Annotated in this window: 18 protein-coding genes, 2 tRNA genes and 2 rRNA genes; 14 read left to right on the forward strand and 8 right to left on the reverse strand. The window is 56.9% G+C overall.

What is annotated here, in order from left to right:
• Nucleotides 1-89: 89 nt before the first annotated feature.
• From AZSP09_RS15135 to AZSP09_RS15150, 4 genes are all read right to left on the reverse strand, one after another.
• Nucleotides 90-944 (reverse strand): prepilin peptidase, encoded by an 855-nt coding sequence (locus tag AZSP09_RS15135; protein ID WP_130459326.1) that lies wholly within the window; start codon nucleotides 942-944, stop codon nucleotides 90-92.
• Between the two features lie 2 nt (nucleotides 945-946).
• Nucleotides 947-2,191: a type II secretion system F family protein gene (locus AZSP09_RS15140; RefSeq protein ID WP_014236420.1), complete on the reverse strand. Its 1,245-nt coding sequence runs from the start codon at nucleotides 2,189-2,191 to the stop codon at nucleotides 947-949.
• Nucleotides 2,192-2,215: 24 nt separating this feature from the next.
• On the reverse strand, nucleotides 2,216-3,934 hold the full coding sequence (gene pilB / locus AZSP09_RS15145) for a type IV-A pilus assembly ATPase PilB (protein WP_152090508.1): 1,719 nt from the start codon (nucleotides 3,932-3,934) through the stop codon (nucleotides 2,216-2,218).
• A 275-nt stretch (nucleotides 3,935-4,209) separates the two neighbouring features.
• On the reverse strand, nucleotides 4,210-5,049 hold the full coding sequence (locus AZSP09_RS15150) for a cytochrome C assembly family protein (protein WP_014236422.1): 840 nt from the start codon (nucleotides 5,047-5,049) through the stop codon (nucleotides 4,210-4,212).
• Between the two features lie 45 nt (nucleotides 5,050-5,094).
• Between AZSP09_RS15150 and ffh the strand changes: the two genes are divergently transcribed.
• Complete coding sequence (gene ffh / locus AZSP09_RS15155) at nucleotides 5,095-6,450, forward strand: signal recognition particle protein (protein ID WP_152090509.1); 1,356 nt, start codon at nucleotides 5,095-5,097, stop codon at nucleotides 6,448-6,450.
• A 319-nt stretch (nucleotides 6,451-6,769) separates the two neighbouring features.
• Here the strand turns inward: ffh and AZSP09_RS15160 are convergent, their stop codons facing one another.
• Nucleotides 6,770-7,378: a lytic transglycosylase domain-containing protein gene (locus AZSP09_RS15160; RefSeq protein WP_130459324.1), complete on the reverse strand. Its 609-nt coding sequence runs from the start codon at nucleotides 7,376-7,378 to the stop codon at nucleotides 6,770-6,772.
• Nucleotides 7,366-9,078, reverse strand: a complete 1,713-nt coding sequence (locus AZSP09_RS15165; protein WP_152090510.1) for a proline--tRNA ligase — start codon at nucleotides 9,076-9,078, stop codon at nucleotides 7,366-7,368. Before AZSP09_RS15165 ends, AZSP09_RS15160 begins: the two co-directional genes overlap by 13 nt.
• Nucleotides 9,079-9,237: 159 nt before the next feature.
• On the opposite strand from AZSP09_RS15165, the gene AZSP09_RS15170 reads away from it, so the two are divergent.
• Genes AZSP09_RS15170 through coq7 form a run of 4 tightly spaced genes read left to right on the forward strand, consistent with a single transcriptional unit; the run spans nucleotide 9,238 to nucleotide 11,690 of the window.
• Nucleotides 9,238-9,762 (forward strand): RNA pyrophosphohydrolase, encoded by a 525-nt coding sequence (locus AZSP09_RS15170; RefSeq protein ID WP_014236426.1) that lies wholly within the window; start codon nucleotides 9,238-9,240, stop codon nucleotides 9,760-9,762.
• A gap of 54 nt (nucleotides 9,763-9,816) precedes the next feature.
• The gene (locus AZSP09_RS15175) at nucleotides 9,817-10,428 is read left to right on the forward strand and encodes a CBS domain-containing protein (RefSeq protein ID WP_014236427.1); all 612 of its coding nucleotides are present in this window, start codon (nucleotides 9,817-9,819) and stop codon (nucleotides 10,426-10,428) included.
• A gap of 56 nt (nucleotides 10,429-10,484) precedes the next feature.
• Nucleotides 10,485-11,045 (forward strand): CNP1-like family protein, encoded by a 561-nt coding sequence (locus tag AZSP09_RS15180; protein WP_232058806.1) that lies wholly within the window; start codon nucleotides 10,485-10,487, stop codon nucleotides 11,043-11,045.
• Between the two features lie 21 nt (nucleotides 11,046-11,066).
• Nucleotides 11,067-11,690, forward strand: a complete 624-nt coding sequence (gene coq7 / locus AZSP09_RS15185) for a 2-polyprenyl-3-methyl-6-methoxy-1,4-benzoquinone monooxygenase (protein ID WP_152090511.1) — start codon at nucleotides 11,067-11,069, stop codon at nucleotides 11,688-11,690.
• Nucleotides 11,691-11,727: 37 nt separating this feature from the next.
• Here coq7 and AZSP09_RS15190 read toward each other — a convergent pair whose 3' ends face one another.
• Complete coding sequence (locus AZSP09_RS15190) at nucleotides 11,728-12,144, reverse strand: OsmC family protein (protein WP_130459322.1); 417 nt, start codon at nucleotides 12,142-12,144, stop codon at nucleotides 11,728-11,730.
• Nucleotides 12,145-12,644: 500 nt separating this feature from the next.
• On the opposite strand from AZSP09_RS15190, the gene rplM reads away from it, so the two are divergent.
• From rplM to erpA, 5 genes are all read left to right on the forward strand, one after another.
• A complete protein-coding gene (rplM, locus tag AZSP09_RS15195) occupies nucleotides 12,645-13,073 on the forward strand; it encodes a 50S ribosomal protein L13 (protein ID WP_014236431.1) in 429 nt (142 codons plus the stop codon).
• A 9-nt stretch (nucleotides 13,074-13,082) separates the two neighbouring features.
• Nucleotides 13,083-13,475, forward strand: coding sequence for a 30S ribosomal protein S9 (gene rpsI, locus AZSP09_RS15200; protein WP_014236432.1), 393 nt, complete (start codon nucleotides 13,083-13,085; stop codon nucleotides 13,473-13,475).
• A 443-nt stretch (nucleotides 13,476-13,918) separates the two neighbouring features.
• Complete coding sequence (locus AZSP09_RS15205; RefSeq protein WP_328590245.1) at nucleotides 13,919-14,419, forward strand: DUF6776 family protein; 501 nt, start codon at nucleotides 13,919-13,921, stop codon at nucleotides 14,417-14,419.
• A gap of 20 nt (nucleotides 14,420-14,439) precedes the next feature.
• Nucleotides 14,440-14,850, forward strand: coding sequence for a bactofilin family protein (locus tag AZSP09_RS15210; protein WP_014236434.1), 411 nt, complete (start codon nucleotides 14,440-14,442; stop codon nucleotides 14,848-14,850).
• Nucleotides 14,851-14,894: 44 nt separating this feature from the next.
• Entirely contained in the window at nucleotides 14,895-15,242 is a 348-nt protein-coding gene (gene erpA, locus AZSP09_RS15215; protein WP_014236435.1) for an iron-sulfur cluster insertion protein ErpA, read from the forward strand.
• Nucleotides 15,243-15,313: 71 nt separating this feature from the next.
• On the opposite strand, the gene AZSP09_RS15220 is transcribed toward erpA, so the two are convergent.
• Nucleotides 15,314-16,666, reverse strand: a complete 1,353-nt coding sequence (locus AZSP09_RS15220; RefSeq protein WP_152090512.1) for a M23 family metallopeptidase — start codon at nucleotides 16,664-16,666, stop codon at nucleotides 15,314-15,316.
• Nucleotides 16,667-17,236: 570 nt separating this feature from the next.
• Between AZSP09_RS15220 and AZSP09_RS15225 the strand changes: the two genes are divergently transcribed.
• The 4 genes from AZSP09_RS15225 (at nucleotide 17,237) to AZSP09_RS15240 (ending at nucleotide 22,191) form a co-directional block, all read left to right on the forward strand.
• Nucleotides 17,237-18,776, forward strand: a 16S ribosomal RNA gene (locus AZSP09_RS15225).
• A 137-nt stretch (nucleotides 18,777-18,913) separates the two neighbouring features.
• Nucleotides 18,914-18,990 (forward strand) — tRNA-Ile (locus tag AZSP09_RS15230).
• Nucleotides 18,991-19,004: 14 nt separating this feature from the next.
• Nucleotides 19,005-19,080: transfer RNA gene (locus AZSP09_RS15235), tRNA-Ala, on the forward strand.
• A gap of 225 nt (nucleotides 19,081-19,305) precedes the next feature.
• Nucleotides 19,306-22,191: ribosomal RNA gene (locus AZSP09_RS15240) — 23S ribosomal RNA — on the forward strand.
• Together the 16S and 23S rRNA genes with 2 tRNA genes alongside form the textbook arrangement of a ribosomal RNA operon.
• Nucleotides 22,192-22,259: the final 68 nt, after the last annotated feature.

Here is a 22,259-nt window from a genome sequence, read left to right on the forward strand (position 1 = left end):
CGGAAAAGCGAAATTATACCCGAACCGGGGCCGGCCTTATGCAGGCCCCGGCTGGGAAAATGGGGGTGAAACCCGGAGAATTCAAGCGGCTAGAGCAGCCGCAGGTAGGACTGGGTCAGTTCCTGGCCCCAGTACAGGGCCAGCAGGCCTGCAGCAGCCAGATAGGGACCGAAGGGAATGGGCACGTTGCGGCCCCGGCGGGCCAGCACGATCAGGGCCACGCCGACGACGGCACCGACCAGGGAGGAGAGCAGGATGGTCAGGGGCAGCATCTGCCAGCCGAGCCAGGCGCCGATGGCCGCCAGCAGCTTGAAGTCGCCGTAGCCCATGCCTTCCTTGCCGGTGGCCAGCTTGAACAGCCAGTAGACGCTCCACAGGGACAGGTAGCCGACCATGGCGCCGATGACGGCGGAACTGATGTCGGTGAAGGTGCCGGAGATGTTGAACAGCAGGCCGAGCCAGACCAGGGGCAGGGTGATGGAGTCCGGCAGCAGCTGGGTGTCGAAGTCGATGCCGGTCAGGGCCACCATGGCCCACAGCAGCAACAGGGCGGCAGCCGCTGCCAGGGTCGGGCCGAAGTGCCATACCGTGAAGGCGGAGAGCAGGCCCGTGAAGGCCTCCACCAACGGGTAGCGCAGGGAAATCGGGGCCTGGCAACCGGAACAGCGGCCTTTGAGGAGCAGGAAGCTGAGTACCGGGATGTTCTCCCAGGCCCGGATGGCGTGGCCGCAATGGGGGCAGCGGGAGGCCGGGGCCGCGAGGCTCAGCCGTTCTTTTTCCGGTGCCGTTTCCCCCCGCAGTTCGGCGCACTGCAGGTGCCAGTCCCGCTCCATCATCCGTGGCAGGCGGTGGATGACGACGTTGAGGAAGCTGCCGACCAGGAGGCCCAGGATTCCGGCCACAGCAGAGGCAAGGGCGGGACTTTCCAGTAGTAAAAATTCCATACTTAGACCACGGAGCCCATTTTGAAGATCGGCAGGTACATCGCCACCACCATGCCGCCGATGAGAACCCCCAATATGACCATGATGATTGGCTCCATCAGGCTGGAGAGGGCCGCAACAGAATCGTCTACTTCGGCTTCAAAGAAGTCCGCAACCTTGGACAGCATTGAGTCGAGGGCTCCAGATTCCTCACCGATGGCAACCATCTGGATCACCATATTGGGGAACAGGTTCACATTCTGCATTGAGTTGGTCAGGCTGGTGCCGGTACTGACTTCGCTTTGGATCTGACGCGTTGCCATTTTGTAAACGTGGTTGCCTGAGGCTCCGCCCACTGAGTCCAATGCCTCAACCAGAGGAACGCCGGCGGCAAACATGGTTGCCAGGGTTCTCGTCCATCTGGCGATAACCGATTTCCGTATGAGGGGGCCGAAAATCGGCATCCTCAGCAATGCCTTGTCCATGGCAATCTGAACGGCCTCGGAGCGCTTCCACGACTCCAGGAAGGAATAGATACCTCCTCCCAATATGCCGAAGATCAAATACCAATAGGCAACGAAGAAGTCAGAAATCGCTATTACGACCAGTGTCGGGGCAGGAAGGTCCGCACCAAACGATTTGAAAACCTCTTTGAACGCAGGAATTACAAAAATCATGATCACAGCCGTAATGCAGAAAGCTACGACAATGACGGCAATTGGATAGAACAGGGCTGACTTGATCTTGCTTTTGACGGCTAGGATTTTTTCCTTGTAGATGGCGAGCCGATCAAGGAGTGTATCGAGGATGCCGGCCTGCTCGCCGGCGCCGATCAAGTTGCAGAACAGGCTGTCGAAGTAAAGTGGGTACTTGCGGAAAGCTTGGTTCAGAGCGCTACCCGTTTCGACATCAGCCTTGATATCCAGCAGCAGTTTCCCGACAGCGGGGTTTGAGTGGCCTTTGCCAACGATGTCGAAGGCCTGGAGTAGCGGCACCCCAGATTTCATCATGGTGGCCAACTGCCGGGTGAACAGGGTGATGTCCTTGTCGGTGATCTTGCCGCCACTCTTGAAACGCTGCTTGGATACCTTGGTAACCAGCACGCCTTGGCGCCGCAGGGTTGCCTGGACCACCGTTTCGCTGGTGGCGCGCAATTCCCCCCGGATGATTTTCCCGGTCTTGTCCTTGCCTTCCCAAACAAAGACGAACTCCTTGATGCTTGGGTCGGCACGCTTGGTGTTTTGTGTGTTTTTGCCGGCAGTGGCCATGGGGGGCCTCTTTCTGAATGGTTATCAGGCGTTTGTCGTAGACAGCACTTCGTCCAGGGAGGTGACTCCCTGCTTTACTTTCAACAGGCCGGACTGACGCAAGTCCTTGACCCCTTCCTTTTTGGCCTGGGCAGCAATATCCATGGAGTTGCCATTGGCCATGATGATGCGCTGAATTTCCTCGGAAACCGGCATCACCTGGTAAATGCCTACCCGGCCCTTGAAACCACCTCCCTTGCAGCGCTCGCATCCTTCCGGGTTGGGGCCATAGAGTGTCCAACTGCCATCCAGTTCTGCTTCGGTAAAGCCTGCATTCAGAAGGGTTTCGGTGGGGACGTGGAGCGGGACCTTGCAGTTGCACAGACGGCGGGCCAGCCGCTGGGCGGTGATCAGGATGACGGACGAGGCAATGTTGAAGGTGGGGACGCCCATGTTCTTCAGGCGCTCCAGTGTCGTCGGGGCATCGTTGGTGTGCAAGGTGGATAGCACCATGTGGCCGGTCTGGGCTGCCTTGATTGCGATTTCGGCAGTGTCCAGGTCGCGGATTTCACCCACCATGATGATGTCCGGATCCTGCCGCAGGAAGGACTTGAGGGCGGCGGAAAAGGTCAGACCTGCCTTGTCGTTGACGTTTACCTGGTTGATGCCGGCCAGGTTGATTTCTGCCGGGTCTTCCGCGGTGGAGATGTTGATGCCAGGCTTGTTCAGGATGTTGAGGCAGGTGTACAAGGATACGGTTTTACCGGAGCCGGTCGGGCCGGTTACCAGAACCATGCCATAAGGACGGTGGATGGCGTTGAGCAGGGCTTCCTTCTGTTCCGGCTCGTAGCCCAGCGCTTCGATGCCCAGCGTGGCGGAGGACGGATCCAGAATACGCATGACGATCTTTTCGCCATGCAGCGTTGGTAGCGTGCTGACCCGGAAGTCGATGGCTCTGGTTTTGGAAAGGACCAGCTTCATCCGGCCGTCTTGCGGGACCCGCTTCTCGGAAATGTCCATCCGGGAAATGACCTTGATGCGGGAAGCCACCTTTTCCTTGATTGCCAGGGGCGGATTGGCAACCTCTCGCAACTCGCCGTCGATGCGATAGCGGATGCGGTAAAACTTTTCATACGGCTCGAAGTGGATGTCGGAAGCGCCATCGTTGATCGCATCCAGCAGTATTTTCTGAATGAACTTGACGACCGGTGCGTCATCCACATCCAGGGAAACGGCTTCATCGGCCTTGGCCTGATCTTCTTCTTCCGCAAATTCGAGGTTCAAGTCCTCATTGGTGAGATTCTTGAGGTTTTCTTCTGCCGATTCCGAATATTTGACGACCAGCGGTGCCAGTTTGGGCTCTTCGACAACGACGGAGTCCACTGCCAAGCCTGTCTGGAAGCGAATTTCGTCCAAGGCCCGCAAATTTGTTGGGTCAGCTATCGCTACCGAGAGCCGGTTGCCGCGCTTGTTCAGCGGTATGACGCGGTGGGTGGCGATGAGCTTCCGGTCAATGGCGCTGGCCGGAATGTTGGCTTCATCGAAAGCGCTCAGATCAAGGACCGGGTAGCCGAATGTTTCTCCTGCGAATACGGCTATTTCCCTGGCGCTGGCCCGCTTGCCGGCGATCACCTGCTCAATGAATGTCGTGCCCTTTTCGCTGGCTTGGGCCATGAAGGCTTCGGCTTCGGCCTCTTTGAGGCGTCCAGCCTGGACCATGGCGCGCGCAAGACCACTTAGGGGAACCTGAAAAGTAGCTGCCATGACTCCTGCATCTGCGTGGGTTGGACTGAAGTGGGGCGGTAGCTATGCCGTCGTTATCGGGCTGATGATGCCCGCCGCGGGTCTTTTTGTAAAGTTGTGACGGATCAGTTGCTTGGGTGGCAAAGTCGAAGTGTTTTCACACTTTCACACTCGGCAACGCAATTGCTTGGTTGCCGGTATGCGCCCATCGCCTGCCAGTACTCTCAAGGGGGCGCCTAGCTGAGGAGGGTGCGATGCCTCGCCGGCCGAGGCAGTGCCCGGCCATTGCAGCTACGTCAGAGGCGGTTCAGCAGCACTTCCACCACGAAGCGGCTGCCGACGTAGGCCATCAGGAGCACCAGGAAGCCGGCCATGGTCCAGCGCAGGGCAGTGCGGCCGCGCCAGCCGTAGGCATGGCGGCCGGCAAGGAGGGCGGCGAATATGCCCCAGGAGATGAAGGCGAAGACCGTCTTGTGGTCCAGCGCCATGGCCTTGCCGAAGAGGGCTTCGGAGAACAGTACGCCGGAACCGAGGGCGGCGGTCAGCAGGATGAAGCCGACAATGATCATGCGGAACAGCAGGGCTTCCATGGTCATCAAAGGCGGCAGGCTGGTCAGGCTCTTGGTGAGGGAGCGCTGATGCAGCTTGCGTTCGGCGAACCCCATGAAGACTGCGTGCAGGGCCGACAGGGTGAACAGGCTGTAAGCCAGCATGGCTGCCATGAAATGCAGCTTGAAGCCGACCGAATCGGCATGGGGCAGGACGTGAGCCGAGGGGAAGAGGGGCGGCAGGATGGCGCAGGCGGCGGCCAGCGGCAACACCATGGGCTGCAGGCCTTCCATGCGGGCCTTGAAGCTTTCCATCCAGTAGATGAAGACGGCCAGCCACAACATCAGGGAGAGGGCGAAGCTGAAGGAGAAGCGCATTTCTCCCGTGCCGAAGAGGCCGTCGTAAAGGCCGATGCCCTGGATCAGCATGGTGCCGAGAATGGCCCAGCGCTCCCAGGGTTGCATCGGCGCCGTGACCATGGGCTTGTCAGTTTCCGCCCAGCGGGTGCGCCAGAAATGGAAACCCAGCAGGGCATAAAGGGCGCTGGCCAGGTAGTGGGGCAGGAAGTGCAGTAAAATGGACGGCATTCCCGCAGTTTACACCAAGCAACCTCTTAAGCTCACCTCCTGCCCATGCTCGATAATCTGACTCAACGCCTCGCCGGTGTCATGAAGACCCTCCGGGGTGAAGCCCGTCTGACGGAATCCAATATTTCCGACGCCCTGCGCGAGGTCCGCCTCGCCTTGCTGGAGGCGGACGTGGCGCTGCCGGTGATCAAGGACTTCATTGCCGCCGTGAAGGAGAAGGCCCTTGGCGAGGAGGTCATTGGCTCCCTGACCCCGGGCCAGGCCCTGATCGGTGTGGTGCACAAGGAAATGACCCAGTTGATGGGCGGTGCCAATGCCGCCCTCAATCTGGCGACCCAGCCGCCCGCCGTCATCCTCATGGCCGGTTTGCAAGGTGCCGGCAAGACCACGACGGTGGGCAAGCTGGCCAAGCTGCTCAAGGAAACCCAGAAGAAGAAGGTGCTGGTGGTTTCCTGCGACGTCTACCGCCCTGCCGCCATCGAGCAGTTGAAAACGGTGGCGGCCCAGGCCGGCGTCGATTTCTTCCCCTCCAGCACCGAGGAAAAGCCGGAAGCCATCGCTCTGGCCGCCATCGACTGGGCCCGCAAGCATTACCACGACGTGTTGCTGGTCGATACGGCCGGCCGCTTGGCCATCGACGAAGCCATGATGGCCGAGATCAAGCAGCTGCATGCGGCGATCAAGCCGGTGGAAACCCTGTTCGTGGTCGACGCCATGCTGGGCCAGGATGCCGTCAATACTGCCCGCTCCTTCAATGAGGCCCTGCCCCTGACCGGTGTGGTGCTGACCAAGCTGGACGGTGACGCCCGGGGCGGTGCCGCCCTCTCTGTGCGCCATGTGACCGGCAAACCGGTCAAGTTCGTCGGCGTCGGCGAGAAGCTGAGCGGCCTGGAGGCCTTCCACCCCGAGCGCATGGCGTCCCGGGTGCTGGGCATGGGCGACATCCTTTCCCTGGTGGAAGAGGCGCGCAAGGGGGTCGATGAGGAAAAGGCCCTGGCCATGGCCAAGAAGCTCAAGTCGGGCAAGGGCTTCGATCTCAACGATTTCAAGGACCAGATCGCCCAGATGCGCAACATGGGGGGCATGGCGGCCCTGATGGACAAGCTGCCGGCCCAGTTCGCCCAGGCCGCCGGCCAGCTGCAGGGCGGTGCGGAAGACAAGGCGGTGCGTCGCATTGAGGGCATCATCAATTCCATGACACCGGCGGAGCGGGCTAAGCCGGAGCTGATCAAGGCCAGCCGCAAGCGCCGCATCGCGACCGGTGCCGGGGTGCAGGTGCAGGAAGTCAATCGCCTCCTCAATCAGTTCGAGCAGACCCAGAAGATGATGAAGTCCTTCGCCAAGGGCGGCCTGTCCAAGCTGATGCGGGGCATGAAGGGCATGATGCCGGGCATGCGCTGATCTTTCGCATCCCTTGCGGCAATAAAAAAAGCCCCGTGTGCCGGGGCTTTTTTTTATTGGAACTGCCTGCTTGACCGGCCCTGGGTGTTTGCCGCCAATCCGCTCCTCTTGCGGGGTGAAAGTTACCATGGCTGAGAGGCAGTAAGGGCGGCCTTCTCCGGCATGGGACAGCTGGCATGCCCGTCCCTGCTGCCTTCTGGGTTAATGCTATTTATGGCCGCCAGCAGCGCGAACCCATTCCCTTCGGCGAGGGCGGTTCGCTCTCTCGGAGACGGCAAATCAGATACGTGGTTCTCTATTCAATTGCCGTTGGTGCGCCCTAATGCAGGGCCACCTGCTCGTTGTAGAGCCAGCGCCCATGCCAGGCGCCCTTCACCAGGTTGGGGTACTCGGGCTGGCCCAGGCTGCCGTTGTAGCGGCCCAGGGCCCGGTACAGGTCGCCCCGCTCGATGTCCAGGTAATGGCGCAGGATGGTGCAGCCATAACGAAGATTGGTGCGGAGGTTGAAGAGGTTGTGGCTGGGATCGCCGATCAGCTTGACCCAGAAGGGCATCACCTGCATCAGCCCCCGGGCGCCGGCTGAAGAGACGGCATATTTCTTGAAGCCGCTCTCCACCTGGATCAGGCCCAGCACCAGCTGGGGGTCGAGCCCGGCCCGGGTGGCTTCGTAGTGCACCGAGCGCAGGAGCTCGAGGCGGCTTTCCTGATTGGGGATGCGCTTTTCCAGCCGGTGGGACATTTCCGTCAGCCAGTTGGCCGCCGCAATCGGGTCTTTGAACGAGCTCTGGGGCGGCTTCTGGTCGGCGACCGACTTGGACAAGGCAGCCTGGACGCTGGCCGACAGGGGCTCATACTTCTGAGCCCCTGCCTGCGCCGCCAGGGGCAGGCACAGGCAGCCGGACAGCAGCAGTGCCTTTAGGCGGCGCACAGCTTCCCTTGCAGCAGGGTAACGATGCCGGCGGCGTCCACCATCTGGGCTTCCGCATCGCGGCGGCCCTTGTACTCCAGCTTGCCTTCGGCCAGGCCCCGTTCGCCCACGACGATGCGGTGGGGGATGCCGATCAGTTCCATGTCGGCAAACATGGAGCCGGGGCGCTCGTTGCGGTCGTCCAGCAGCACGTCGATGCCGGCTGCCTTGAGGTCGGCCAGGAGCTGGTCGGCAGCCGCCTTGACGGCCTCGCTCTTGTGGTAGCCCATGGGCACGATGGCCACTTCGAAGGGGGCGATGGCGGCCGGGAAGACGATGCCCTTGTCGTCGTTGCCCTGCTCGATGGCGGCGCCGACGATGCGGGAGACGCCGATGCCGTAGCAGCCCATCTCCATGATCTGTTCCTTGCCGTTTTCGTCCAGGTACTTGCAGTTGAGGGCTTCAGAGTAACGGGTGCGCAACTGGAAGATGTGGCCCACTTCGATGCCGCGGCACAGGCCCAGCTGGCCCTTGCCATCCGGGGAGGGGTCGCCTTCGACGACGTTGCGAATGTCCGCCACCTGGCCAGGTTCGGGCAGGTCGCGGCCGAAGTTGACGCCGGTGAGGTGATGCTCGGCCTCGTTGGCGCCGCAGATGAAATCCGCCATGGCCGCCACCGTGCGGTCGGCAATCACGGGGATGTCCGCCTTGATGCCCACCGGGCCGATGTAGCCGGGCTTGCAGCCGAGGGCGGCGACGATTTCGTCGTCCTTGGCGAAGCGGAATTCGCCGATGATCTTTTCGGCCTTGATCTCGTTCAATTCATGGTCGCCGCGCAGCAGCAGCAGGGCAAAGCCACCTTCGGTGCGCATCACTGCCACGGCCTTGACCGTCTGGGCGGCGCTGGCGCCAAGGAAGGCGGCCACATCGGCGCACTGGGTCTTGCCCGGGGTGGCGACCTTGGTCATGGCTTGGCTGGCCGCAGCACGGGCAGCGGCAGGGGGCAGGGCTTCGGCCAGTTCCACGTTGGCGGCGTAGTCGGAGTCCGGGCAGAAGGCGATGGCGTCTTCGCCGGAGTCGGCCAGCACATGGAATTCATGGGAGCCGGTGCCGCCGATGGAGCCGGTGTCCGCGGCCACGGCGCGGAACTGCAGGCCTAGGCGGGTGAAGATACGACAGTAGGTGTCGTACATGTGCTTGTATTCCCGCTCCAGATCGGCGAAGGAGGTGTGGAAGGAGTAGCCATCCTTCATCAGGAATTCGCGGCCGCGCATGACGCCGAAACGGGGGCGGATCTCGTCGCGGAACTTGCTCTGCACCTGATAGAAATAGACGGGCAGCTGGCGGTAGCTCTTGATTTCCTTGCGCACCACGTCGGTGATCACTTCCTCGTGGGTGGGGCCGATGACGAAGTCCCGCTGGTGACGGTCCTTGAAGCGCAGCAGTTCCGGTCCGTACTTTTCCCAGCGGCCGGTTTCCTGCCACAACTCGGCGGGCACCACTGCCGGCATCAACAGTTCAATGGCGCCGGCACGATCCATTTCTTCACGCACCACCTTTTCTACCTTGCGCAGTACCTTCAGGCCCAGGGGCATCCAGGTATAAATGCCGCCTGCCAGGCGCTTGATGAGGCCGGCACGAAGCATCAGCTTGTGGCTGATCACTTCCGCGTCGGAGGGAGCTTCCTTGAGGGTGGAAATGAAAAATTGGGAGGTACGCATGGGATTGAATCTTTTGACGGGCTAAAAATCTAATTCTACAAGACGACGGACCGTCATGGGATGCCGGGTATTGGCTTGTTTCCGGCCGATGGCCTTCCTTTCCAAGTATGTGGAATTGTGAAAGAATGCTTTCAACCCAATATTTGATGCAGGTTTTCCATGCTCGACCGTGAAGGCTATCGCCCGAACGTCGGCATCATTCTTTGTAACGCAAAAAACGAGGTTTTCTGGGGCAAGCGTATTCGTGAGCATTCCTGGCAGTTCCCCCAAGGTGGCATCAAGCGCGGCGAAACGCCGGAGCAGGCCATGTTCAGGGAGTTGCACGAGGAGGTCGGGTTAAAGCCCGAACACGTGCGCATCCTCGGTCGAACCAAGGATTGGCTGCGTTATGACGTGCCGACGCAATGGATCAAGCGCGAATGGCGTGGCAGCTACAAGGGGCAGAAACAGATCTGGTTTCTGTTGCGCCTTGTGGGCCGCGACAGCGATGTGTGCCTCCGGGCAACCAGTCACCCTGAATTTGATGCGTGGCGCTGGAACGATTACTGGATTCCGTTGGATGCAGTGATCGAGTTCAAGCGTGGCGTTTATCAGCAGGCGCTGAACGAACTGGTCCGTTATATTGACGCCGATCGTGGGCGGGCTCCCGGCCGCATTCGGCGCCCGTTGGAGATTGGGAATTAGGTTTTCTTTGGTTTCGCAGGTGTGGTCCGTCGTCCTCTAGTCAAGGAGATAGCAATGGTCGCGAAAACCGAGTACAAGCCGCTTCCAATAACCCGTCTGGCCGATGGGGCCGGTTATCATCAACCCACCTATTTTTCCCCCCAGCCGGTCCGGGTCGATTCCCCGGCGCTTGAAGTCATGACTGATCTCAAGCTGGTGGCTGCAGCCACTATTGAGGCATCCACCCACATTGATGTGGCCAACCAGGCCATGATTGTGCGGGGGGTTCGTTCCTTGCTGGTTGTCGACGCCCGAGGGGATGTCGTCGGGCTGGTGACCGCCCGGGATATCCTAGGGGAGCGACCGCTCCAGGTCGTGCGCAATCGGGGCGTGCGGCATGAGGATGTCCGAGTGGCGGATATCATGACGCCTCGGGATGAAATCGAGGTGCTGCATATCGGGGACGTCCTGCGCGCAGATGTGGGAAATGTCGTCGAAACGCTCAAATACTCAGGGCGTCAGCATGCTCTCGTGGTGGATTTCGATCCCCTGGGTGGGCGGCAGATGGTTCGGGGGGTGTTCTCGGCCTCCCAAGTCGCGCGCCAGTTGGGCATTCCTTTGCATACCACCGAAGTGGCGCGTACCTTTGCGGAAATCGAGGCTGTGATTTCCCAGCCGGAGGTATAGCGGCTTTCTGGTTAAGTGACGGTTCCCCGTCCTTGTTAACGTGACAGGCAGTGTTCGTGAAATATTCCAAACTGTGCAGTTTGCTGGCTGCCCTCGGGCTGTGTCTCAGTCAGCAGGTCTTGGCGGATTTGCCGGCCATTCTTTTCCCTCCTCAGGGGACGGTCTATGACTTTGATGACGAGTTCGACAAGAAGCCTTGGCAGGAGGTCGAGACTCAGTTGCCGCCCGCGCCCCGGGAAGAGACTCTGATTCCCTTTTATGTCAGTCCCACTGCCCAGGGAGTGTTCAGCGTTGATGGAGCCACCATTTCAGTGGGGTCTGATGGGGTGGTGCGCTATGTTCTCGTTGTCGTGGCCCAAGGGGGGGCTCGGAACGTCAGTTATGAAGGTTTGAGATGTGATACCCGGGAGCGTCGTCTCTACGCTTTTGGCCGCCCGGATGGGAGTTGGTCAAAGGCTCGCTCCAACCAATGGGGGCTTGTGGAGAACAAGATGGTGAACCGGCACCATGCCGCGCTTTCCCGGGAGTATTTTTGTCCTGGGGGTGTGGCGATCCGAACGGCCCAGGAGGGGGTGGCAGCATTGAAGGCTGGTGGGCATCCGGATGCGCCCCGCTAGTTTGGGGCTGAGGACTGCTGAATGTGTGTTGATCGTTTGATTGTCGAGTTTGATAAGGCGCTTCGAGCCGTATTCGCCCCTGCGCCGACTCGCCGCTCTGTTCCAGGATCTGATGTGCCGATGCCTGAATTGTCTCCGGAGGAGAAGCGTCACGCCGCGGCGCTGATGCGGGTCAATCACTGTGGTGAGATATGCGCCCAGGCCTTGTATCAGGGGCAGGCACTGACATCGAAGGATGTGGTGATCAAGCGGGCGCTGGAGCATGCGGCCTGGGAAGAAACGGAGCACCTTGCGTGGACCGAAAGACGAATTCAGGAGTTGGGCGGACGTAAAAGTCTTTTGAATCCGCTGTGGTATGCGGGGTCGCTGGCGCTGGGGGTCGTGGCGGGAAAGGCCGGTGATTCGTGGAATCTTGGGTTTCTGGCTGAAACGGAACGCCAGGTCGAACGCCATCTCGATAGCCATTTACGGCGCTTGCCCCTGGCTGATCAGCGTTCCAGGAGCATTGTGAGCCAGATGAAATTTGATGAGATGAGCCATGCTCAGACGGCTGTTAGTCTCGGAGGAGTGGACTTGCCCGGTCCAGTCAGGCTCGCGATGAAGTTGTCGTCAAAAGTGATGACGGGGGTTGCCTACTATCTATGAGGTATGCCCCAGGCCCGGTAGGCCTGGGGCAAGCATTCTATGCTTCGACCACTTCAAGTTCGTGCGTGATGGTGGCTGTTTTGCCCAGCATGATTGAGGCGGAGCAGTACTTCTCCTTGGATAGTTCGATAGCCCGTTCCACTGCGGCTTGCTTGAGATTTTTCCCGGTGACCTTGAAGGCGAAATGAATTTTCGTGAAGACTTTGGGGTCTGTGGCGGCGCGCTCGGCATGGAGCGTTACTTCGCAGTCGCTAACTTCATGACGTCCTTTTTTCAGGATCAGGACAACATCAAAGGCAGTACATCCTCCTGTGCCTGCCAGCAATAGCTCCATCGGGCGGGGAGCCAGGTTGCGACCTCCTGCTTCCGGGGCGCCGTCCATCATCACAGTATGGTTGCTGCCTGTTTCCGCCAGAAAAGCCATTCCATCAACCCATTTAACTTTGCATTCCACGATGAGACCCCTCCATTTATTGGAAGGGCGCATTCTAAGGGCTCTATCAGATGGCCGGGAGTAGTGCGCATTGCTGCGCCGCACAAATGCAAGGGGTGTTGGCTTGCTTCTGAGGTGGTTATGAAATTACGAATTGGTGAATCAATTTCTGATAAATTGTATTTGCTCATTTAAAACATTGTGTTGTGTTTCATACATAAACATTATCGACAAATTAAAAAAATACTGGTGCATCGCACAAAAAATTACTTGATTTCGACCTTGCCTTTAGTGATAATTAACCCAACTTGAGTGTGAGTTGTGCGTAGGTTTTGGTGCGGCTCATGCTTGCAGTTTGTCTCCTCCACCCTCCTCCTTTGGTGTGGATTTAGCGCGACTCCTTGGAGTCGCGCTTTTTTTGTTGGCGCTGGATTGTGTTGTCTGCCAAGAAGGCATTGACACGGGGTGTTCTGCCCCCATATAATCCGCGGCTTTCTGTGATTAGGCTAAGGACGGCCCAGATGAAAACTTTTTCCGCTAAACCCCATGAGGTGAAGCGCGAGTGGTATGTGGTGGACGCCACAGACAAGGTGCTCGGCCGCCTCGCCACTGAAATCGCTCGCCGGCTGCGTGGTAAGCACAAGGCAATTTATACCCCTCACGTTGATACCGGCGACTTCATCGTCGTGACCAATGTTGAGAAGCTTCGTGTCACCGGTAACAAGGCCGAGGACAAGAAGTATTACCGGCATAGCGGTTACCCCGGTGGTATCTATGAAACTAACTTCACCAAGCTGCAGCAGCGTTTCCCCGCTCGTGTGCTGGAAAAGGCTGTTAAGGGCATGCTGCCCAAGGGCCCGCTCGGCTACGCCATGCTGAAGAAGATGAAGTGCTACGCTGGTGCTGAACACCCCCATAGCGCTCAGCAGCCCAAAACCCTGGATATCTAAGGTACTGTCATGGCTGAAAACTATTTTTATGGCACCGGTCGCCGCAAGAGCGCTGTTGCTCGCGTCTTCATGAAGCGCGGTTCCGGCAACATCGTTGTTAATGGCAAGCCGGTTGACCAATTCTTCTCCCGTGAAACCGGCCGCATGATCGTGCGTCAGCCCCTGGAGTTGGTTGAGCAGGTCGCTGGCTTCGATATCAAGGTCAATGTTACTGGCGGTGGTGAATCTGGTCAGGCCGGTGCCGTTCGTCATGGCATCACCCGTGCGTTGATTGCTTATGATGCTGCTCTGAAATCTGCTCTGTCTAAGGCTGGGTTCGTGACTCGTGATGCCCGCGAAGTTGAGCGTAAGAAAGTCGGTTTCCACAAGGCTCGTCGCCGCAAGCAGTTCTCCAAGCGTTAATCAACGCTGTGAAAAAGAGCCGCCTCTTGGGCGGCTTTTTTTTTGCTTGATCCGGGCTTGTTGGTAAAGATTGGGGCGTTTAAGATGGCTCGACACTGTCCAGCGTGTTGGTTTAAAGGATTGTCGCTGGATTTGTCTTCATCCACCGCGGTGCGCGGTGATAATCCGTTGGTTGGGAACCCATGGCCGTGTTGGCGACATCATTGATTCGTAAGCGTCTGCGGCAGCGGTTTGGGATAAGCGCGCCTAAAGTGGCTGTTCGTACTCATGTTTCCTGGTACTGGCGGCTTTTGTTGGTTGTGGCGGTGCTATCCTTGTCTTTGGCTGCTGCGGCCTGGGTGTATGACGTGGGGCGGCGCTTCGCAGGATTTCATAGCCGGGAGTCCGATCGGGAGATATCGTCTCTGCGGACCCGAACTGAGGCTCTGGAGACTGAGTTGGCTGTGCTGCGTCAGTCCTCGGCGGCGGGGGAAAGCAGTGTTCAGATTGAGCGTTCCGCAAAAGAGCGCCTTCTGCGCCAGGTTGCTCAGCTTGAGCAGGAAAATGCCAGTCTGAAAGAGGATTTGGCTTTCTTCGAAAGCATCGTGCCTGGGGTTGGGGCATCAGAGGATGGTTTGAAGATTAGCCGGTTGAGGGTGGAGCCAGAAGGCGAAGAGGGGCGCTATCGATACCGGCTATTGATTGCGATGGAGTCGGGGGCTCGTTCCAAGGAGTTCCGAGGGCTTCTCCAGTTCCACCTCAAAGTGCAGCAGGCGGGCAAAGATGTTATGATGATTCTTCCCGCCGAGGGGGACTCGGCGGCGGGGAAGTTCCGTTTGGAAATCAAGCGGTTCCTTCGGACTGAAGGTTATTTTTCTATCCCCAAAGGTACTGTTCTTAAGGGGGTAGAGGCGCGTCTGGTGCAGGACGGTTCCGTGCGTGCCAAGCAGTCCCTGTCGCTTTGATACCTAAGTGAGGAGGCTCCATGTTTGGTGGCAAGAAGAATGGTGCTAGCAAGCCCCAGAACCGTATTGATAGTCTTATTGGTGCTGGTACTCGCTTGGAAGGTAATGTTCAGTTCAGTGGTGGCCTGCGCATTGATGGTGAAATAAAGGGAAATGTCGAGGCCGCCCAAGATCAGCCGTCGACCCTAGTTGTTAGTGAGCATGCGCGTATTGAAGGGGTGATAAATGTTGCGCACGTGGTGATCAATGGGACAGTGATTGGTCCGGTGCATGCAACCGAAACCCTTGAACTTCAGCCGTGTGCCAAGGTCACAGGTGACGTGGAGTACAACAGCCTGGAGATGCAGCAAGGTGCTGTGGTTCAGGGAAGGCTGATTCATCAGTCTAATGCGAAGACTGTCGAGCTTAAATTGGCAGCTTCAAGTAACTGACGGCGGTACTAATAGGATTCAAGTTTTTAGTTTAGGAGTGCGTTATGAATGCAGTTGCTGATGGTCTGCCCTTAGTTTTTACTGATAGTGCTGCCAGCAAAGTTCGGGAGTTGATTGAAGAAGAGGGTAATGCTGAGCTCAAGCTGCGGGTTTTTGTGACCGGTGGTGGCTGCTCTGGTTTCCAGTACGGCTTCACGTTTGACGAAGTGGCAAACGAGGACGATACCGTGCTGGACAAGAATGGTGTGACCCTTCTGATTGATCCGATGAGCTTTCAGTATCTAGTCGGTGCCGAGATCGACTACTCCGAGGGGTTGGAGGGTTCCCAGTTTGTGATCAAGAATCCAAACGCCTCCTCTACCTGCGGCTGCGGTTCCTCGTTTTCCGTATAGTGCGCTTCAGTCTGTGCTCTCAAAAAAGCCTCGCATCTGCGGGGCTTTTTTGTTGGGGTTGTGAGGGGGGCTTACTCCTGAAAGGCAACCATGTCGCTTTGTTTCAGCATTTCCAGCTGGGCCAGAAGATCCTGGGTCTTCTGACGAAACTGCAACAGTTGCGCAGTTCCAAGTGACGGTGCACCAGGCAACTGGACTGCTAAGGGATTAACTTGTTCGCCGCCAATGCGAAATTCATAGTGTAGGTGGGGGCCGGTTGCCCAGCCGGTGGCGCCGACGTTGCCGATATGCTCGCCCTGGCTGACCCGAGAGCCTTTACGCAGCTGGGGGGTGAAGCTGCTCAGGTGTCCATATGCGGTGGAGTAGCGACCTTGATGGCGGAGGATGATCAGATTCCCATATCCGCCTTGGCGTCCGATAAACTCCACGGTACCCTCCCCGGTGGCGCGTACTTTGGTTCCCGTTGGCGCGCCGTAGTCGACACCCTTGTGCGCTCGCCATTGTTGGAGAATTGGGTGGAGTCTGGCATTGGTGAATCCAGACGTGATCCGTGAGAACTCAAGTGGGGAGCGGAGGAAGGCCTTGCGTAAACTCTTGCCTTCCGGTGTGTAGTAGCTTCCCTTGATGCTGGTCTTCGGGTCTTCAAAATAAACGGCACGGAAGACTTTTCCTGCATTTACAAGTTCTGCAGCAAGAATTCGTCCGCTACGAATGCTTTGGCCTTGGTGGCGGTACATTTCGTAGATCAGGGTGAAGCGGTCTCCCTTGCGCAAGTCTCTGTGGAAGTCGATATCTGCACCAAAAATCTCCGCCAATTGGTTGGCTACGGCGTCAGGAATCCCTGCATCATCCGTCGCTCCATACAGCGAGCTACGAATTTCGCCTGATTTCATTTCTAGTTGGGATTGAAGAGCCAGGGGCGCTTCTCTTGTTCTGAAGGTATTGCCGTGTCTTTCGATCAGCAAGTTCTCTGCGCGATTGTTCAGTGGGAAACTGAGGAGTAGCAATTCTCCGGTGTCACTGGTGCTGGCCGTGACTAACTTGCCGGGGGCTAGTTGGCGAAAGATGGGGTGTGCGGCAGGGGTTCGCTTGATGTAATCCAGGGCTGATGCATCGTTGACGCCAAGTCTGTTGAGCAGGTTGGCTAGGCTGTCGCCCTTTTGTACCTTTTCTTCTCTTAGATAGGCTTGGTTGCCCAAATCCAAAGGGTGGGCGAGTGCAAGCGCAAGGTCTTCTACAACTGGGCGGGGGATAAGCTCGGTGCTGCTTAGCGAGGGGGGTTGTAGGCCAAATGCAGCCACCATACTGAATAGGGCCAAGGCTCCAAATACGGCGGCGGCTCCCGGATGTTTTTTTAGGTGGTAGAGCGGGCTGTGGCGATGCAATAAGGATGAGGTGTGTTGGCTGCCGGGGTGCTGGTGCATGATGCGTGGTCCTGCCCTGCTATTTTAACTGCGGCAGTCTAGCATGGTGTGCATTGCTATCCCAGGGGCTGGGTCGTTGCGTAATACGGGGTTTGCTGGAGCGGCAGCGTGTATCGACCTGTTTTTTCCAACACATGGATTTATTAGGGAAATTTTGGTTTTGTGAGTAATTCTGGGTAAAAGTTCCTATTTTTGTATTGACTGGCGTTTCTTGGCCTGTATAATTCGCCTCTCTCGCTGCTTTGCGGCGGGGGAAAGTCGATAAAAAACAATAAGTTGTTATCGTCTGCCAGAGTAAGCGTGGCTTCGTTTTCAAGGTTAATTATTTTTGAAAATTGTTTGACGGCTTGTTTTTCTCTGTGTAGAATGCGCGTCTTTCGTTGCTACGGCGACGCGGCAGATTGAGATAAGATCTTGATTTGCAAGCTCTTTAAAAAATAGGACAACCGATAGGTGTAGGTGCTTGGTTGGGTGTTCCGGCTTAGGTCGGACAAATGAATCAAGCGCTTGCACAAAGATGTAGTCAAGGAAACTTGAATATATCCGTCAAGCGAGTTTTAAGCAGAGATTAAACTGAAGAGTTTGATCCTGGCTCAGATTGAACGCTGGCGGCATGCCTTACACATGCAAGTCGAACGGCAGCACGGGAGCTTGCTCCTGGTGGCGAGTGGCGAACGGGTGAGTAATACATCGGAACGTACCCAGGAGTGGGGGATAACGTAGCGAAAGTTACGCTAATACCGCATATTCTGTGAGCAGGAAAGCGGGGGATCGCAAGACCTCGCGCTCTTGGAGCGGCCGATGTCGGATTAGCTAGTTGGTGAGGTAAAAGCTCACCAAGGCGACGATCCGTAGCAGGTCTGAGAGGATGATCTGCCACACTGGGACTGAGACACGGCCCAGACTCCTACGGGAGGCAGCAGTGGGGAATTTTGGACAATGGGGGCAACCCTGATCCAGCCATGCCGCGTGAGTGAAGAAGGCCTTCGGGTTGTAAAGCTCTTTCGGCGGGGAAGAAATGGCAACGGCTAATATCCGTTGTTGATGACGGTACCCGCATAAGAAGCACCGGCTAACTACGTGCCAGCAGCCGCGGTAATACGTAGGGTGCGAGCGTTAATCGGAATTACTGGGCGTAAAGCGTGCGCAGGCGGTTTCGTAAGACAGACGTGAAATCCCCGGGCTCAACCTGGGAACTGCGTTTGTGACTGCGAGGCTAGAGTACGGCAGAGGGGGGTAGAATTCCACGTGTAGCAGTGAAATGCGTAGAGATGTGGAGGAATACCGATGGCGAAGGCAGCCCCCTGGGTTAGTACTGACGCTCATGCACGAAAGCGTGGGGAGCAAACAGGATTAGATACCCTGGTAGTCCACGCCCTAAACGATGTCAACTAGGTGTTGGAAGGGTTAAACCTTTTAGTACCGCAGCTAACGCGTGAAGTTGACCGCCTGGGGAGTACGGCCGCAAGGTTAAAACTCAAAGGAATTGACGGGGACCCGCACAAGCGGTGGATGATGTGGATTAATTCGATGCAACGCGAAAAACCTTACCTACCCTTGACATGCCAGGAACTTTCCAGAGATGGATTGGTGCCCGAAAGGGAGCCTGGACACAGGTGCTGCATGGCTGTCGTCAGCTCGTGTCGTGAGATGTTGGGTTAAGTCCCGCAACGAGCGCAACCCTTGTCATTAATTGCCATCATTCAGTTGGGCACTTTAATGAGACTGCCGGTGACAAACCGGAGGAAGGTGGGGATGACGTCAAGTCCTCATGGCCCTTATGGGTAGGGCTTCACACGTCATACAATGGTCGGTACAGAGGGTTGCCAAGCCGCGAGGTGGAGCCAATCCCAGAAAGCCGATCGTAGTCCGGATCGCAGTCTGCAACTCGACTGCGTGAAGTCGGAATCGCTAGTAATCGCGGATCAGCATGTCGCGGTGAATACGTTCCCGGGTCTTGTACACACCGCCCGTCACACCATGGGAGTGGGTTCTACCAGAAGTAGTTAGCCTAACCGTAAGGAGGGCGATTACCACGGTAGGATTCATGACTGGGGTGAAGTCGTAACAAGGTAGCCGTATCGGAAGGTGCGGCTGGATCACCTCCTTTCTAGAGAAAAGCATCCTCCAAGCATCTACAACCTATCGGTTGTTCAAGTAACAGCATGAGGGAAAGGCCAGGAGCAGGAGTAGCGCGCAGGCGTACTGACTCCGGGTCCTCTACTGACCCTTCGGTAAGAGAAGTTTGGGTCAGTAGCTCAGTCGGTTAGAGCACCGTCTTGATAAGGCGGGGGTCGTAGGTTCGATTCCTACCTGACCCACCAACGCTTCATCAGGCGGGGGCATAGCTCAGTTGGGAGAGCGCCAGCTTTGCAAGCTGGATGTCGTCGGTTCGATCCCGTCTGCCTCCACCAACCCCTTCGGTTGTCTGCAAGAGCTCATACGTAAGCACGGATGCTTAGGTCTGACCTCTTGGTCAATGCTGTTTGCTCTTTAACAAAATGGAGAAGGTTGTATATCTGGAGCCGAAACCAAGCCAGATATACATTGTGATTGCATCGTATCGCGTTACAGCTAGCGCGATACAAACACAAACTGAGTTGCTTATAACTGCCTCGGAAGAGGCCTCAAAGTTATAGGATCAAGCGACTAAGTGCATGTGGTGGATGCCTTGGCGATTACAGGCGATGAAGGACGTGCAAGCCTGCGAAAAGCTCTGGGGAGCTGGCAACGAAGCTTTGATCCAGAGATGTCCGAATGGGGAAACCCACTCCGCAAGGAGTATCCCTGACTGAATACATAGGTCAGTGGAGGCGAACCCGGTGAACTGAAACATCTAAGTAGCCGGAGGAAAAGAAATCAACCGAGATTCCCAAAGTAGTGGCGAGCGAAATGGGAACAGCCTGCAAGTGATAGCGAATCTGTTAGCGGAAGACTCTGGAAAGTGTCGCCGTAGTGGGTGATAGCCCCGTACGCGAAAACAGGATCGTGGTACTAAGTTTGCGACAAGTAGGGCGGGGCACGTGAAACCCTGTCTGAATATGGGGGGACCATCCTCCAAGGCTAAATACTCGTAATCGACCGATAGTGAACCAGTACCGTGAGGGAAAGGCGAAAAGAACCCCGGGAGGGGAGTGAAATAGATCCTGAAACCGCATGCATACAAACAGTGGGAGCCCCTTCGTGGGGTGACTGCGTACCTTTTGTATAATGGGTCAGCGACTTACGTTATGTTGCGAGCTTAACCGAGTAGGGAAGGCGTAGGGAAACCGAGTCTGATAAGGGCGTTAAGTAGCATGGCGTAGACCCGAAACCGGATGATCTATCCATGGCCAGGATGAAGGTGCGGTAACACGCACTGGAGGTCCGAACCCACTAACGTTGAAAAGTTAGGGGATGAGCTGTGGATAGGGGTGAAAGGCTAAACAAATCCGGAAATAGCTGGTTCTCTCCGAAAACTATTTAGGTAGTGCCTCAAGTATCACCTACGGGGGTAAAGCACTGTAATGGTTGAAGGGGTCATCGCGACTTACTTCGCCATAGCAAACTCTGAATACCGTAGAGTGCGAGCTTGGGAGACAGACATCGGGTGCTAACGTCCGGTGTCAAGAGGGAAACAACCCAGACCGCCGATTAAGGTCCCAAAGACATAGTTAAGTGGGAAACGAGGTGGGAAGGCTCAGACAGCCAGGAGGTTGGCTTAGAAGCAGCCATCCTTTAAAGAAAGCGTAATAGCTCACTGGTCGAGTCGTCCTGCGCGGAAGATGTAACGGGGCTCAAACTATGCACCGAAATCGCGGATATCCTTTGGATATGGTAGGAGAGCGTTCTGTAGGCCGTTGAAGGTGTCTCGTGAGGGATGCTGGAGGTATCAGAAGTGCGAATGCTGACATGAGTAGCGATAAAGGGAGTGAAAAGCTCCCTCGCCGAAAGCCCAAGGTTTCCTGCGCAACGTTCATCGGCGCAGGGTGAGTCGGCCCCTAAGGCGAGGCTGAAAAGCGTAGTCGATGGGAAACAGGTTAATATTCCTGTACCTCAATGTAATGCGATGGGGGGACGGAGAAGGTTAGGTCAGCCGGGTGTTGGACGTCCCGGTTTAAGCGTGTAGGCGTGCCCCTTAGGCAAATCCGGGGGGCTAAGCTGAGGCGTGACGACGAGCGCTCTTTGAGCGCGAAGTGATTGATACCAAGCTTCCAAGAAAAGCCTCTAAGCTTCAGTTACATTGGGACCGTACCGCAAACCGACACAGGTGGGCAGGATGAGAATTCTAAGGCGCTTGAGAGAACTCAGGAGAAGGAACTCGGCAAATTGGCACCGTAACTTCGGGATAAGGTGCGCCCCGGTAGGGTGTAGAGACTTGCTCTCGAAGCTCGATGGGGTTGCAGTGAAATGGTGGCTGCGACTGTTTAATAAAAACACAGCACTCTGCAAACACGAAAGTGGACGTATAGGGTGTGACGCCTGCCCGGTGCCGGAAGGTTAAGTGATGGGGTGCAAGCTCTTGATCGAAGCCCCGGTAAACGGCGGCCGTAACTATAACGGTCCTAAGGTAGCGAAATTCCTTGTCGGGTAAGTTCCGACCTGCACGAATGGCGTAACGATGGCCACACTGTCTCCTCCTGAGACTCAGCGAAATTGAAATGTTTGTGAAGATGCAATCTCCCCGCGGCTAGACGGAAAGACCCCATGAACCTTTACTGTAGCTTTGCATTGGACTTTGAACCGATCTGTGTAGGATAGGTGGGAGACTGTGAGACCAGGACGCTAGTTCTGGTGGAGTCGTCCTTGAAATACCACCCTGGTTTGTTTGAGGTTCTAACCATGGCCTGTGAATCCAGGTCTGGGACCGTGCATGGTAGGCAGTTTGACTGGGGCGGTCTCCTCCCAAAAGGTAACGGAGGAGTACGAAGGTACGCTAGGTACGGTCGGACATCGTGCTAATAGTGCAATGGCATAAGCGTGCTTGACTGCGAGACCCACAAGTCGAGCAGGTGCGAAAGCAGGTCATAGTGATCCGGTGGTTCTGTATGGAAGGGCCATCGCTCAACGGATAAAAGGTACTCTGGGGATAACAGGCTGATACCGCCCAAGAGTTCATATCGACGGCGGTGTTTGGCACCTCGATGTCGGCTCATCTCATCCTGGGGCTGTAGCCGGTCCCAAGGGTATGGCTGTTCGCCATTTAAAGAGGTACGTGAGCTGGGTTTAAAACGTCGTGAGACAGTTTGGTCCCTATCTGCCGTGGGCGCTGGAAGTTTGAGGGGGGCTGCTCCTAGTACGAGAGGACCGGAGTGGACGTACCCCTGGTGTACCGGTTGTGACGCCAGTCGCATCGCCGGGTAGCTAAGTACGGAAGAGATAACCGCTGAAAGCATCTAAGCGGGAAACTCGCCTCAAGATTAGACTTCCCCGGGGCTTCGAGCCCCCTAAAGGGTCGTGGAAGACCACCACGTTGATAGGTCGGGTGTGGAAGCGCAGTAATGCGTTAAGCTAACCGATACTAATTGCCCGTGCGGCTTGATCCTATAACTCTGAGATCAAAGCGCTTCAGTTTGAAACGCAATCACATTTAACCTTCTCCCATTTTGCGCTC

Source organism: Azospira sp. I09, from assembly GCF_009177135.1.
In the GTDB taxonomy this organism is placed as follows: Bacteria; Pseudomonadota; Gammaproteobacteria; order Burkholderiales; family Rhodocyclaceae; genus Azospira; species Azospira oryzae.

Excerpts from the sequence above, each read along its gene's own strand:
- AZSP09_RS15150 (WP_014236422.1), bottom strand. The coding sequence starts at position 5,049 with ATGCCGTCCATTTTACTGCACTTCCTGCCCCACTACCTGGCCAGCGCC.
- AZSP09_RS15135 (WP_130459326.1), bottom strand. The coding sequence starts at position 944 with ATGGAATTTTTACTACTGGAAAGTCCCGCCCTTGCCTCTGCTGTGGCC.
- coq7 (WP_152090511.1), top strand. The coding sequence starts at position 11,067 with ATGTGTGTTGATCGTTTGATTGTCGAGTTTGATAAGGCGCTTCGAGCC.
- rpsI (WP_014236432.1), top strand. The coding sequence starts at position 13,083 with ATGGCTGAAAACTATTTTTATGGCACCGGTCGCCGCAAGAGCGCTGTT.
- AZSP09_RS15170 (WP_014236426.1), top strand. The coding sequence starts at position 9,238 with ATGCTCGACCGTGAAGGCTATCGCCCGAACGTCGGCATCATTCTTTGT.
- AZSP09_RS15165 (WP_152090510.1), bottom strand. The coding sequence starts at position 9,078 with ATGCGTACCTCCCAATTTTTCATTTCCACCCTCAAGGAAGCTCCCTCC.
- AZSP09_RS15175 (WP_014236427.1), top strand. The coding sequence starts at position 9,817 with ATGGTCGCGAAAACCGAGTACAAGCCGCTTCCAATAACCCGTCTGGCC.
- rplM (WP_014236431.1), top strand. The coding sequence starts at position 12,645 with ATGAAAACTTTTTCCGCTAAACCCCATGAGGTGAAGCGCGAGTGGTAT.
- AZSP09_RS15140 (WP_014236420.1), bottom strand. The coding sequence starts at position 2,191 with ATGGCCACTGCCGGCAAAAACACACAAAACACCAAGCGTGCCGACCCA.
- AZSP09_RS15210 (WP_014236434.1), top strand. The coding sequence starts at position 14,440 with ATGTTTGGTGGCAAGAAGAATGGTGCTAGCAAGCCCCAGAACCGTATT.
- AZSP09_RS15220 (WP_152090512.1), bottom strand. The coding sequence starts at position 16,666 with ATGCACCAGCACCCCGGCAGCCAACACACCTCATCCTTATTGCATCGC.
- erpA (WP_014236435.1), top strand. The coding sequence starts at position 14,895 with ATGAATGCAGTTGCTGATGGTCTGCCCTTAGTTTTTACTGATAGTGCT.
- ffh (WP_152090509.1), top strand. The coding sequence starts at position 5,095 with ATGCTCGATAATCTGACTCAACGCCTCGCCGGTGTCATGAAGACCCTC.
- pilB (WP_152090508.1), bottom strand. The coding sequence starts at position 3,934 with ATGGCAGCTACTTTTCAGGTTCCCCTAAGTGGTCTTGCGCGCGCCATG.